General features: G+C 70.1%; 16 protein-coding genes. 5 read left to right on the plus strand and 11 right to left on the minus strand.

Annotated elements, in window-relative coordinates; translation table 11 throughout:
• Positions 1-42 precede the first annotated feature (42 nt).
• The 5 genes from ACQEU6_RS08495 to ACQEU6_RS08515 all read left to right on the plus strand — a co-directional run bounded on the left by ACQEU6_RS08495 (position 43) and on the right by ACQEU6_RS08515 (position 3805).
• Positions 43-1143 carry a DegT/DnrJ/EryC1/StrS family aminotransferase gene (locus ACQEU6_RS08495; protein ID WP_499330363.1) on the plus strand — a complete coding sequence of 367 codons (1101 nt, stop codon included), beginning with the start codon at positions 43-45 and terminating at the stop codon, positions 1141-1143.
• Entirely contained in the window at positions 1140-2198 is a 1059-nt protein-coding gene (locus tag ACQEU6_RS08500) for a Gfo/Idh/MocA family protein (protein ID WP_499330365.1), read from the plus strand. Before ACQEU6_RS08495 ends, ACQEU6_RS08500 begins: the two co-directional genes overlap by 4 nt.
• A 450-nt stretch (positions 2199-2648) precedes the next feature.
• Positions 2649-2906: a hypothetical protein gene (locus ACQEU6_RS08505; protein WP_499330367.1), complete on the plus strand. Its 258-nt coding sequence runs from the start codon at positions 2649-2651 to the stop codon at positions 2904-2906.
• A 66-nt stretch (positions 2907-2972) separates the two neighbouring features.
• Positions 2973-3263 (plus strand): hypothetical protein, encoded by a 291-nt coding sequence (locus ACQEU6_RS08510; RefSeq protein WP_499330369.1) that lies wholly within the window; start codon positions 2973-2975, stop codon positions 3261-3263.
• 122 nt (positions 3264-3385) lie between these two features.
• Positions 3386-3805 (plus strand): hypothetical protein, encoded by a 420-nt coding sequence (locus ACQEU6_RS08515; protein ID WP_499330371.1) that lies wholly within the window; start codon positions 3386-3388, stop codon positions 3803-3805.
• 80 nt (positions 3806-3885) lie between these two features.
• Here ACQEU6_RS08515 and ACQEU6_RS08520 read toward each other — a convergent pair whose 3' ends face one another.
• The 11 genes from ACQEU6_RS08520 to ACQEU6_RS08570 form a co-directional block, all read right to left on the minus strand.
• Positions 3886-4278, minus strand: coding sequence for a hypothetical protein (locus ACQEU6_RS08520; RefSeq protein ID WP_499330372.1), 393 nt, complete (start codon positions 4276-4278; stop codon positions 3886-3888).
• Positions 4279-4388: 110 nt separating this feature from the next.
• The gene (locus ACQEU6_RS08525; protein ID WP_499330374.1) at positions 4389-5510 is read right to left on the minus strand and encodes a glycoside hydrolase family 25 protein; all 1122 of its coding nucleotides are present in this window, start codon (positions 5508-5510) and stop codon (positions 4389-4391) included.
• A gap of 26 nt (positions 5511-5536) precedes the next feature.
• Entirely contained in the window at positions 5537-5887 is a 351-nt protein-coding gene (locus ACQEU6_RS08530; RefSeq protein ID WP_499330375.1) for a hypothetical protein, read from the minus strand.
• Positions 5887-6309 (minus strand): hypothetical protein, encoded by a 423-nt coding sequence (locus tag ACQEU6_RS08535; RefSeq protein WP_499330376.1) that lies wholly within the window; start codon positions 6307-6309, stop codon positions 5887-5889. Before ACQEU6_RS08535 ends, ACQEU6_RS08530 begins: the two co-directional genes overlap by 1 nt.
• Positions 6310-6437: 128 nt before the next feature.
• Positions 6438-6728, minus strand: a complete 291-nt coding sequence (locus tag ACQEU6_RS08540; protein ID WP_499330377.1) for a hypothetical protein — start codon at positions 6726-6728, stop codon at positions 6438-6440.
• Positions 6728-7789 carry a hypothetical protein gene (locus ACQEU6_RS08545; protein ID WP_499330378.1) on the minus strand — a complete coding sequence of 354 codons (1062 nt, stop codon included), beginning with the start codon at positions 7787-7789 and terminating at the stop codon, positions 6728-6730. Before ACQEU6_RS08545 ends, ACQEU6_RS08540 begins: the two co-directional genes overlap by 1 nt.
• A 1-nt stretch (position 7790) precedes the next feature.
• Positions 7791-8717 (minus strand): hypothetical protein, encoded by a 927-nt coding sequence (locus tag ACQEU6_RS08550; protein ID WP_499330380.1) that lies wholly within the window; start codon positions 8715-8717, stop codon positions 7791-7793.
• A 4-nt stretch (positions 8718-8721) separates the two neighbouring features.
• A complete protein-coding gene (locus ACQEU6_RS08555; RefSeq protein WP_499330381.1) occupies positions 8722-9261 on the minus strand; it encodes a hypothetical protein in 540 nt (179 codons plus the stop codon).
• On the minus strand, positions 9258-10169 hold the full coding sequence (locus ACQEU6_RS08560; RefSeq protein WP_499330382.1) for a hypothetical protein: 912 nt from the start codon (positions 10167-10169) through the stop codon (positions 9258-9260). The genes ACQEU6_RS08555 and ACQEU6_RS08560 overlap by 4 nt, the downstream gene beginning before the upstream one ends.
• Complete coding sequence (locus tag ACQEU6_RS08565; RefSeq protein WP_499330383.1) at positions 10166-11326, minus strand: siphovirus ReqiPepy6 Gp37-like family protein; 1161 nt, start codon at positions 11324-11326, stop codon at positions 10166-10168. Before ACQEU6_RS08565 ends, ACQEU6_RS08560 begins: the two co-directional genes overlap by 4 nt.
• A gap of 48 nt (positions 11327-11374) precedes the next feature.
• On the minus strand, positions 11375-12307 hold the full coding sequence (locus tag ACQEU6_RS08570) for a phage tail family protein (RefSeq protein WP_499330384.1): 933 nt from the start codon (positions 12305-12307) through the stop codon (positions 11375-11377).
• Positions 12308-12339: the final 32 nt, after the last annotated feature.

The raw sequence follows: 12339 nt of genomic DNA on the forward strand, positions 1-12339 counted from the left end.
TCGGCGTCCGCCAGCCGCCGAGACCAGGTGGGGGCGGCGGCCATGCCTGACTTCATTCCCATCGCGCGTCCGCAGCTCGGCGAGGAAGAGATCGCCGCAGCCGTACGGGTGATGCGTTCGGGCCACCTCGTGCAGGGCCCCGAGGTCGCCGCGTTCGAGGAGGAGTTCGCCGCCCTGGTCGACCACCGCCATTGCGTGGCCGTCAACTCCGGCACCTCCGCGCTGTGGCTGATCCTGCTGGCCCTGGGCGTCACCACCGGATGGGAGGTGATCCTGCCCTCGTTCGCGTTCGCCGCGGCCGCCGCCGCCGTCCGCCTCACCGGCGCGAACCCCGTGTTCGCCGACATCGACCCCGGCACCTTCTGCCTGGACCCCGACGCCGTCGCGGCCGCCATCAGCCCCCGAACCGCCGCGGTGATCGCGGTCCACCTGTACGGGCACCCTGCGGACATGGGCCGTCTGACGGCACTCACCCAACGCCACGGCCTCGCCCTGATCGAAGACGCCGCCCAAGCCCACGGCGCGGCCTGGGCCGGGCGTCCGGTCGGGACCTTCGGCACCGCGGCCGGTTTCTCCTTCTACCCGACCAAGAACATGCACACCATCGAGGGCGGCATGATCACCACCGCCGACGCGAGCCTCGCCCAGACCCTGCGGATGCTGCGCAACCAGGGCGCCCGGACCCGGTACGTCCACGAGATCGTCGGCACCAACGCCCGGATGACCGACGTCGCCGCCGCCATCGGCCGCGAACAACTCCGCAAACTCCCCGCGTTCACTGCGAGCCGCCGCCGTAACGCCGCCCATCTGGACGCCGCCCTGCGCGACGTGGTGATCACACCCCACGTGGCCGCCGAAGCCCAGCACGTCTACCACCAGTACACGATCCGCGTCCCTGTAGACAGCCCGGCTCGCAACGCCGTCGTCCAGGACCTCGACAACGGGGGCGTCGGGACTGAGGTCTACTACCCGACGCCGCTGCACCGCCTGCCGGCGTACCGGTGTGCAGCGGACCTGCCGCACACCGACACCGCAGCGCAACAGGTCCTGTCGCTGCCGGTCCACCCCGACATCACCCACACCGACCTTGACCGGATCGCCGCAGCGGTCACCGAGGCCATCCAAAGCCAGGCCCGGCCATGACCCCCGATCGGCTACGAGCGGGCCTGGTCGGCCTGGGCCGGATGGGCCGTCACCACGCCCGCATCCTGCGCCAGCTCGACGGCGTGGACTTCATCGCCGCCGTCGACCCCGCCGGCGACCCGCACCGTGCCGCCATCGGCATCCCGGTACTGGATGACCTGGACGAACTGATCGGCCTCGGCGTCGACTACGTCGTACTCGCCTGCCCCACCGGCCTGCACGAGCAGCTCGGGACCAGGCTCGCCGCCGCCGGCATCCCGACCCTGATCGAAAAACCCCTGGCGCCCGACGCCGACGCCGCACGCCGCCTCGCCGAAGCCTTCGATCACGCTAGGGTCGTCAGCGCAGTCGGCTACGTCGAACGCTTCAACCCCGCCCTGCTCGCGCTACGCACCCGACTTGAGAACGGAGCCCTCGGCGACGTCTTCCAGATCGGCACCCGCCGCACCGGCCCCTTCCCCTCCCGCATCACCGACGTCGGCGTCGTCCAGGACCTGGCCACCCACGACCTGGACCTGACAACCTGGGTGACCGGCCAGCGCTACGCCTCAGTCGCCGCCCACACCACGCATCGCAGCGGCCGCCGGCACGAAGACCTTCTTGCCGCGGTCGGACAGCTCACCGACGGCACCATCGCCCACCACCTGGTCAACTGGCTCTCCCCCCTGAAAGAACGCACCACCGTCGTGACCGGCGACCGCGGCTGCCTCGTCGCCGACACCCTCACCGGCGATCTCACCTACTTCGCCAACGGCTGTGCCCCCAACCACTGGGACGCCCTCACCGCCTTCCGCGGCGTCACCGAAGGCGACATGATCCGCTACGCCCTCCGCAAGAAAGAACCACTACTCGGCGAGCACGAAGCCTTCCGCGATGCCATCCTCGGCCAGCCTTCCACCGTCACTCCTCTCCACGATGGCATCAACGCCGTCGTGGTCGCACAAGCGGTCCTCGAAGCAGCACGAACCCGCGCAACGATTCCAGTTCCCGCTTCACCCTCAAGCCCTCCCGAGCCCGCGCGCTCCGGGACCGGCACCCGCAGAACGGCGGGATAACCGTTGTGACGCGGGAGGTCCCGACCACCACCGGCACGCGAACCGATTGCTACCAGCGGCCCGGGTTGCACACCGAGCCCTGACCCTGGACACGGCGAAAGGGCCCCGCTCACCCGAAGAAGGTGAGCGGGGCCGTTCGCATGTCAGGCGGATTTGTCTGCGGGTGGCGATGACGCAGAGGGCGATAGAGGTGGCCCAGATGGTCGGCAGCGCCAGGCCAGCCCCGAGGCCGCCAGGGCTCTCATCTGGAAGCCGCCCCTCCCCGGGCTTTGGTTCCTCGCCTTGGCGGCCGCGTCCACCCGGACGCGAGCTGGCGTTCGCACGCCCAGGCACAGGTGGCGACTGCCAGCCTCCCCAACCTTCAAAACAAGTTTAACTTGACATGATTATTCGATTGCCATACTGTGGTTTGCGGATGCACCACCCACAGCTCAACAGGAAGATCAGATATTGGAACTGATCACTATCGGCCTCACTCCCCCACCTTTCAGTCACCCCCGCCTCCAAGCCCTTTTCTTCCGCAACGGCCCGCGGTTCGACATCAAGAACGGCCCGGCTATGGAGGAAGGCGAGATGCTCGCGGTCGGCGCGGCGCCCCTCAAGGTGATCTCCACCCTCTTTGATCGGGGCTTCGAGCCCGAAGCCTCCTGCGCCGTAATGAAGTTCGCCGTCAGGAACGGCCCAATCACCCTGGCGACCGACGTATGACCGGCTGGGGGCCGCATAGCGGCCCCCAGCCTCGGCCCCTGGTCCTCCCTCACCCTGGAACTACCCATGATCACGTTTGACCTTGCCCAGTACCCCCACGCGGTGGAGATGGCCCAGACCGTCATCTCACAGGCCACCGATCTCGGCGTGACGTGGCAGCGGCTCACCTTCGTGGCCGCCGCGTTCCACGCCGCCGAGGAGGTTCGGCTCGCCGCGCTTGAGCGGGGCTGGTCCCGGCTGGAGGCCGACCTGGTCGCCGCGTTCGTCCTCCAGGTCGGCGCTGAGGACCTCGCTGACGCGGTCAAGGCGCGGGTGCTCAGCATCGAGCAGGCCAAGGCCACCATCCCCCGCCGCTGACCCGGGAGCCGCCGCCCCGCGCCCTGCAGGCGGCGGCCCCAACCGGATGACCACGTTCCTTCGCAGCTCGGCGACCGCTCGTGTCGGCGAGCTGTGAGGGATGCCCAGCCGACAGGAGCCTCATGAGTACGACGACAGACCTGATCCAGGTGCCGGAGAGCGCCGCCTACGAGGCCGGCTTCCTCATCCCGGTGGCCCTCACCCCGGCGGCACATGCCGACTGCGTTGCCTGGACCGACGCTGACGCGGCCCGCACCGGCGCGGTCCAGGAGCCCGAGGGGCGCCTCACCGACGTGCTGCACATGGCAGCCCTCGCCGTCCGCCGCGCTCGCCGCAGCGGCCCGGCCCGGTTGCCCTTCCGGGTCTGCCGGGTGGCCACCGACGCCCGCCCCGGCCAGGACGGTGACATCGAGCCGGACGAGGTCACCCTGGTCCTCACCCTCCATAAGGAGGAGCAAGGCCTGCACGCGACCATCAGCCTGCCCACGGAGACGATCCCGGCCGGTAGGGAGCAGCCCGGACAGGCTGCGGCCGGTCCCTGAAACGACAGAAGGCCCCCGTCCCTTCACCGGGAAACCCGGTGAAGGGACGGGGGCAGTCTGCTTTTCGGGAGCTGGCAGGGTCAGGTCGCGCGCCGGTACGGCAGCTCGCGCGGGACACGGTCCCCGGTGTCGGACACGATCGCTTGCACGTTCGGTCGGACACCGAACAGGCCGACGCCGGCTGCAACGAAAGCCATCAGCATGGCGCACTGATCAGCGGACCAGTCGAGACCGAACGCCAGCCCGAGCGTCAGGGCCGCCTGGGTGAGCCCGAGGACGGCCGGGAGGACCTGGTCGCGCGCCACAAGACAGGCGGTGACCAGGCCGAGAACGGCGGCGGCGCCAGCGTTCACCGCGGCGGTCTGGGTGTCGGACCAGTCGAGGCCGAACGCGACGGCCATCTGCACCCCCGCGGACAGGAACGCGAGGATGGTGGCGGGGTCACGGCCGAGGATCTTCATGGGGGGTTTCACGGAGGCCTCCGAGGGGGCGAAGGGGCGGGCCGGTGCCGCCCGTGTCTGTGGCCCGCACAGGTTGCTGTGCGGTGGAGCCGTCTGCGTCCGCCAGCAGACGGCAGCGGGTGTCAGCCCTGGTCCTGGCGGATCGTCCACCGTCCCGACGCCGCGCGCGGCGCGCGGCGGGTGCCGGCACTGCCCCCGGCGGGGAACACCGCGACCGCGACGTAGAGGTGCTGGCCTTTGCTGAGCCCCTTCGGCATGGACGCGGTGGCGATCTGGGCGCCGCCCGTGGCGTTGCCGTCGGCGCGGACCTCGTGCCAGGCCTTGGTGGACTTGCCGTCCTTCCAGTCGTGGACCTCGAACCGCAGCTGGTACTCGTCGCCCGCGCCGAGGCCCTCGATGCGGACGACCGCGTCGACGTCCGCCCAGGTCGACGCCGGGGACACGTAGCCGGGATAGCCGTCGGGGCGGTCCTTGTCCGGCTTGGAGTGGGCGTTGGCGGGGTCGGCGTAGGTGGTGTCCCAGTTGAGGCGGGTGAAGTCGCCCCACTTCAAGTGCTGGGGCTTGGTCTTGCCGTAGCTGCTGCGGATGGGCACGTCGTCGTCCTCCTGGTGAGTCCCGAGGGCCAGCGCCCTCAGCTCCGCGAGCGACCCGCGGAAGGTGTTGACGTCGCAGCGGCCCGGGATCCCTGGCACGGTGCCGCTGGACGAGTACTGCAAGATCGAGATGGGCTCGCCGCCGAACGACGTCCACCAGGCCGCGGGGACCTTGCTGTGCAGGGCCGCCGGGGAGCCGGTGCCGGTGACGTAGTGGGACTGCCAGATCGTGTCGAAGAAGCTGAGATCGGGCCTGCCGTGGGCTTCCCAGTACCACCGCGGGAAGTAGCCGATCACCGGGTGGCCGCCGGTCAGGCGCTTGAACTCGGCGACCCATTCCCTGGCCGTGGCCCCGTCGGCGCCGGACGCCTCGACGTCCAGGGCGACGGCGAGGTCGGACACGCTCCCGGCCTTGGCGAGGAAGTAGCGGGCCTGCGCGGCTCCGTTTCCGCCGTGCAGGAAGTGGTATCCGCCCGGGAGGAACCCGTCGCCGAGCGCGCGCATCCCGGCCCGGTTGTGGGTCCAGGTGGGGTTGGTGTAGTTCGTGGACTCGGTGACCTTGGAGAACCCGAACCGGATCCCAGCGGCGTACACCGATGGCCAGGACGGTTTCCCCTGGTAGGACGCGACGTCCACACCGTAGATGGGCACTGCTCCTCCTTTGGCGACGAGTGGCATCAGTACTCCCGCATGCGGTCGGCGAGTTCGGCCGGCAGCGGTGGGGGCTCCAGCCCGCCTTGGCGCATCTGGTGTGTGATCTGGGCGATGTACCGGAGCGCGGTCGCGATGATCTGCCGGTCGTCGGCCTGGGCGCGCCGGTCGTCCTCCTGGGCCTGCTCCAGGCTGCGGAGGCGCTCACGGAGCCCCTTGTTCTCCTCGCGCCACGCCTCGCGAAGCTCGCTGAAGTCGTTGCGGTCCTCCGCCCGCGAAGCCACCCCCTTGACCTGCCGTTGTGTCACCCATCCGAAGAGGCCGGCGACGAGGGCAGCTCCGATGACGCCGAGCGCCGACCAGACCGCAGGGCTCATCAATCGCGCCCCCGCCTCGCCGAAGGCGGCTCGGGCAGCCCTGCCACGATGACCACCGTGCCGGCTACCGCGATCCACACGACGGCGTTGAACCCGCCGCGCGTGTACGTCCCGATTCCCAGCAGGTAGGCCACCGCCCAGAGCGCTGGCGGGATCATCACGAGCGCAAACCCTTGCCCATCTCGGCCAGGACGGCGCAGCGGCGCGTAGATCAGCGCGGCGAGGCCGCACCCGATCCACAGTCCCGCCAGCCAGGTGAACGGCACGACCTCTTCGGTCCAGCCCAGGCCGCGCTTCACCCCGAAGGCAGGATCCACGAGGATCCCGACGCCATAAAAGATCCAGGCCACGCCGTGGAGGCCAAGGAATGCGCCGCGTCGGCCGAGTCGGTGGGCGAACGATCGCATGAGGCGCAGCGGCACGTGGCCGCCGCCTTCGTCGCCGTGTGCCGAGCCGGAGTCGCGGTTGCGGCGACGCCGCGCTGGGCGGCCTCGACCTGCCGAGCCTGGTTCGTCAGGCATGTGCGGCCCCCTCCTGATGGAAGTTGCGGTCACGTCCACTCGTTCGTACTGGTGCGTTGGCGCAGCTCCACGTCCCACCACGCGTCATTTCCGCCGAGTTGCCGGATGCCCGACGGGACGACCTCCTGGTCACCGCCCGGCATGGTCAGCGCGGCGAAGTGGATCCGGACAGCAGCCGTGGACGGCGCGGGAAGGATCATCTCGGCGTGGTGGATGCGGACTTCGACGGCCGGCGGTACGCGGAGCTCGGCGTGATGGATCCGCACGGTGGGGCGGGTCGGGACGCGGAGCTCAGCGTGGTGAATTCGGGTCTCGGCCATCAGGACGCCGTCGAGGTGAAGCGGAACCGCAGGTCACCGAAATCGGTGATGTTCGCGACGTCCAGGGCCGGAACGTTGAAGGTGTACACGGTCGCCGTCGCAGGCAGGTCGGTGTAGGTCGTGGAGGAGATGACCGTCGTGCCCTGCACCAGCGCCACTTCGCACTGCGCGCTGGTTGCGCCACCGGCCGACGACAGCACCACCAGGAATGAGAACCCGGTGTCGACGCCGGGGTCCTCCACGCCGGTGAGCCGCGCCTCATAGACCGCGCCGGTCGGGCCTGCTGGGGACCGCAGGTAGGTGGCGTCGTCGCGGACGGTCTCGCCGATCCGCGCGGCGAGCGGCACACCCGTCCCGACCGCGGGCTCGGCGGTGTATCCCCCGATCGTGACGTCCGACTGGGGGCGGGCCGTCTGCACGTTCACCTTGGGTGCCAGCGCGATGGTGTAGGTGATTGCCGACGACTGGTTGGCGTCGAGTGTGAAGGTGCCGCCGCCGTACGGGCCGGGCGCGGCCGCGGCGCGGTCCACGACCGAGATGTCGGGGTGGCCGCCGCCCGTCCCGATTACCGTCGCCCGGGGCGTGCCGCCCGCTGGGCGGGCGGTGAACTGGGTGGTCGTGGACGACTTGGACACGCACACCTCGACCACCCGGCAGTCGTTGATGGTCGTGGTGACCTGCGGGGTGGGGACGCTTGCGGTGCCGCCGGTGTCCAACCTGGAGTTGATCTTGTGGATGATGTCGGTGAGGTCGACGCCGGAGTAGTCGAGCAGGACCGCGCCGGCCTTCGGGCTGATGCCGTCGTTGGTGATCGTGAGGGTCGCGCCGGGGTCGCTTACACCGGCGACCCGCTTCCACATGGCCGCGGTGATCCCGTCAGCTTCGGGGCTCTGCTGCGCCTTGGCGGGCAGCCATCCGGCTGGCGGGGAGATGGTGCAATCGACGTTCGCGTACGTCACCAGGAGCATCCCGTCGCCGGTCCGCGTGTCCGAGGGGATCGTGACGTTCACGCTGTTGGCGCCGGTCCCGGACGCCACAACTCGGAAGGTGGGCTCGGGCATGTCATCTCCGCAGGGTCAGCGTGGAGGGGTCGCGGTAGTACTTCTGGCAGGCTGCGTTCGCCGCCGTGATCGCGGCTGGGGAGCTGGTGGGGGTGAACGCTTGCGACGCCACCGCCTCGTCGAATCCGACGTCGGAGTCGAACCAGCACATGAACACCGCGGACGGCCAGCCTCCGGCGGCGTGGGAGGCGCAGTAGGCGGCGGTGTCGGTGATCCGTTGGGCCTTGACCGCCTGGCTGGTCCATCCGGTTTCGGCGACCGCCCACGGCACTCCGTGCGTGGCCGCGTAGACCACGACCGGGTCGAACATCGCCGAGGGGGTGTCGTCGTAGTAGTCCACGCTCAGCACGTCGTACACGGCGTCCTGCCACCACTGCTCGGGCTGCCCCGCGCCCTTGGCGGGGTCGTGCCACAGCCATGCCGTCCAGCACGGCGTCACATACGTGTTGGGGAGCTGCTCGCCATGGACGATGTCGGCGAACCGGCGGATCGCGGTCATGTATTGGGTGCGGCTGTAGTTGCCCCGGCGCACCTTGGAATCGGCCTCGTGCCAGCTGGTGAGGAATTTGGGCATGCCGTCGTCGGGGATCGAGCGGAGGAACGTCCGCAACCGCGCGTCGTGGGCGCCGGTGAGGAACTGGTCGATCGGCGGCCGCACCGAGTGCACCGACGCGTGCTTCCCGACGTCGATCGAGGCCTCGCTCACCGCCCAGGACGTGGGGATGCCGGTGGCCTCCGACTCGTAGGAGCGGCGGACCGTCATGGGGCTGACCTGCGGTTCCAGCACCTCCGTCCACGACCGCTTGGACGGAAGTGGCGCGTGGTAGGACGCGGCGCCCACCAGCAGTGTGCTGGCTGGGTCCGTCGACCCTGCGCCGGTCAGGGGTTGCCAGCCCTGCGATGTCAGCTGCGACACGGCGATCGGCACCCGGCTACTCCTTCGTGGGAATGTGCAGGTCCTTGACCCGCGCGGTCTGCGGCGTGGGCGGCCCGATCCACAGCAGGTACTTCTGGCCGGCCAGCTGCTCGGGGATGTCCGGGTATGCGCCGGAGGCCGGGTCGTACTTGAGGGCGTACGCGGTGTACGACAGCAGCGTCTGCTGCGCTGCGACGGTCTGCTCCAGGATGGTGACGCGGCGGGCCAGTCCGCCCAGGTCGGTCGCGACCAGCAGGTACCGGTAGCCCTTACCGCCGTCCACCCACAGCGCGGTGACCCCGGGCGGGCCCTGGAAGCGCGGGACGACCCCGACGGGGATCCCGGTGCCGCCTCCTTGCCCCGACGTCACCTTGGTGATCGCGTTGCCGCTGTCGTCGAGCAAGTCCTCGTACCGGGTTCCGGCCGTGAACTCTGACCAGGTGGTCAGCTCTGCGCCGCCGACCAGGACCGGGATGTTGCCCTGCCCGGCGTCGAAGGTCCAGTCCGCGGGTGTCCCCCCGAACCAGTGCCGCTCTTCGGGGATCGCCTCGCTCAACGCCCGACCTCCAGCAGATAGGTGAGGGTGCAGCGCAGGACCCGGTCGACATCGACCCTGCTGGTGGGGTTGTCGACCCAGATGCCGCCGTCGCCGCGGACCTGGACCCGCGCGTAGTTGTTGGGGGTGATGTGCACCGCGAACCAGCGGGTGGCCCCGGGCCGGTACAGGCCCGGGATCGTGCCGAGCGGGGAGCCGAGAGGGTCGGTGCCGTAGAACGGGTCACCGGCCCGCTTCACGTTCAGCGTGATCTCTACGTGGCGCCCGGACCGCGTCACGGTGTTGACCGCCGTCGACTCCACCTGGGGCCATTTCGTCGCGAGCGCGACCGGTGCCTCGGCCTCGATCGTGAGCGGTTTCCAGCCCGTGCCGTCCCCCAGCAGCAGCACGCCCTCTTCGATCAGGGCGCGGCCCTTGCTGGGGTCGGGCCGAGACGCCGGCACCGACGGTGCGAGGGTCCATCCGGTGAACCAGCGGGCGTCGGCCATCGCCGCGGGCTGCATCACGCTGGTGCCGGCCTCGACCGCACCGTGCCCGAGCGGCACCTCCCACACGCCGCTCCAGGCGCGTGTGAGGCCCGGGAGCGCCGCTCCGCCGATCTTGTACTCGGCGGTGATGCGGTCGTTGCTGGGGTCGTTGCGCAGCACGATCGTGTCGCGGCGGAGCGCGCCGGTGGTGTTGTTGGGGATGGGGATCTGCTTGGCCTCGTCCAGCCAGTACTTCTGGCCTCGTACGAACGCCTCACCGGCCGGGACGATGATCACGCCTGATCCGTTGGCGACGGGGCGGAGCGCGGTGTCGGCGGGTGTGCCGCAGACCCCGTCCGGCGCGGCCCACATCATCATCCGAGAGAATTCGTCCTCGGTGTTGATCTTGGAGGATCCGAACGGGTAGGAGCGTTCGGTCATTGGGGCACCCTCGTTTCGACGCTGCGGAGCCGCCGGTTGATGCCGGCCATGACCTGCATCAGGGAGCTCAGGGGGTTCTTGGGATCGGTGGCGTCCGGGGTGGCGATGACCGGCTTGACCGTCGCGCCGCTGGCGCTGTCGGAGTTCAGGACGACCTCGCGGATGGTGTCGGTGACCTTCTCTCCGCGGACCATGGCCGCGCCTCGATCGCCGACGTTGTAGTGGACGCCGTACTGGCACTGGTCGGTGTCGATCGGGGTGAGCGACAGCGACGCCTGGCGTGCACCGGCGGTGAGGGCCTCGTCCGCGGCCTGGTCCATCTGGGCTGCCAGGTCGACCGAGCCGGTATCGACGTCGGTGCGGTCGACGAACTGCTCGATCCGCAGCCCTGGGACGAGGAGGTCCGCGCGGGTGTACTCCCTCACCACGCGCGGTGAGCTGTTGCCGCCAGCGACGACGATCGCGCACGTGCACGTCGGGGGCTGCTTGGAGTAGGAGACGTCCTCCAAGTTCCCGCGCCCGAACGAGAACACGACGCCAGAGTCGTGGGGCTCGTACACCTCGAAGCGGCGGCCGGTGCCGACCTGCACGATCCGGAAGCCGAGGCCTGCGGTGTTGGCGATGTCGGCCAGGACGTCCAGGAGGTTGGCGAACTGTCGGATCTGCTTGGTGACCGTGGGGCCGCGCGCCAGGTCGGGGGCCAGGGTCAGGTCCGGGACGCGGCGGCCGGAGCGGGCGGACGGGCCGATGTTGACGTCGACGAGGGTCCGCAGGACGGTCTCTGCCTTCCCGCTGACCTTGTAGGTCCCGTCGGTCTGATGGGCGTCGTCTGCGCTCGGGTTCGGCCATACCGTGGCCTGCTTCAGCAGGTTGTTGTCGTCGACCCCGGACACGGTGAGAGTGCCGGCGTCGCCGTCATCGCGGGTCTGCGCCGAGTCGACGGAGGTGATGTCGCCGGACATGACCCGCGCCGCGTTGTAGCGGATGATGAGGCCGTTGCCTTCGACCAGAAGGGCGGCCTTGGCGGATTCGGCGCCGATCGTGAGTTTCCACGCCCCGACCGCGTTGTGCCTGGGTATGGCCTGCATGCTGGCGTAGTCGTCGAGCTCGCCGATCGGTTTCAGATCCGTGCCTCGGCGCATCTTCAGCGCGAACATCCGCACCCTCCCCTCCATGGCGCGGGCCCGTCCGCGCCCCGGCGCGGGTCAGGCGGACAGGTAGCGGGGCGTGGCGGTGAACTCGACGACGGTGTCCGGGGTGGAGCCTGTGACGATCAGGTCCACCCGGTTCTCGCCGGATAGCAGCGGCCACAACACGGCGGCCTCGTCGATGTTCGGCCACAGATCCACCGCGTCGTTCAGGAGCGCGCTCTTGATCCGCTCCCGGGTGTCGATCACCGCGACGTCGCCCAGGGCGAGCGTCCGGGTGAGCGTCCAGGTCCCCGCGGCGGGGTGGGTGAAGACCGCCGACTCCATCGGCCCGTGGATGGTCCACACCGGGAACGCCTGCACGTCACCGGGGTTGAAGATCCGCACGTCGGCTCCGAGGACCTGGGAGTCCGACACCTCCCACGGCACACCCGAGGGGTAGAAGTCCTGGACGACGCCGGCGCGGAAAGGCCGCCCGAATGGGTCGCCTTCCCAGAACGGGGACTCGCATGTCCAGGTCAGCCCGTAGGCGGTCCAGCGGCGCCCTGCCGCGTCGAGGTCTTCCGACCCTTCCGCGCCGGAGGCGTAGATCGCGGTGATCGAGCGGGCGGACCCGTCCGGCTCGGTCAGGGTCAGGGTGCCGCGGCCGAGGTCGCCGTCCAGCGGTGACAGATCCTTGAGCAGTTGCCGTTTGCGCTCCAGGAACGCGGCCCGGCCGTCATGGGAGTAGATGACGACCGGGATCATGATCTCGCGTGGGTTGGCCTTGGTGCCGGTGCGGCGGTTCCCGTGGATCTGCGGGGACTCGCTCTCGTACGCCTTGAAGGTGGGCATGTCCAAGCCCCGGGCGCCGGGCTGCACCAGGTAGCCGGTGGGCCAGTCCGATAGGTGCGTGACCCGGCCGAGGGGGCTGGACCATTTCACTGTCGTGAAGGGCTGGGCAGGGCCGCCCCGTCCGATGTCGCTGATCCGCTGCGCCATGATCGGCATGCGGCCCTGCCCTCCTTTCCGCGCGCTCGTGC

Origin of the sequence: Spirillospora sp. CA-108201, assembly GCF_050936235.1 — a bacterium.
In the GTDB taxonomy this organism is placed as follows: Bacteria; Actinomycetota; Actinomycetes; order Streptosporangiales; family Streptosporangiaceae; genus Spirillospora.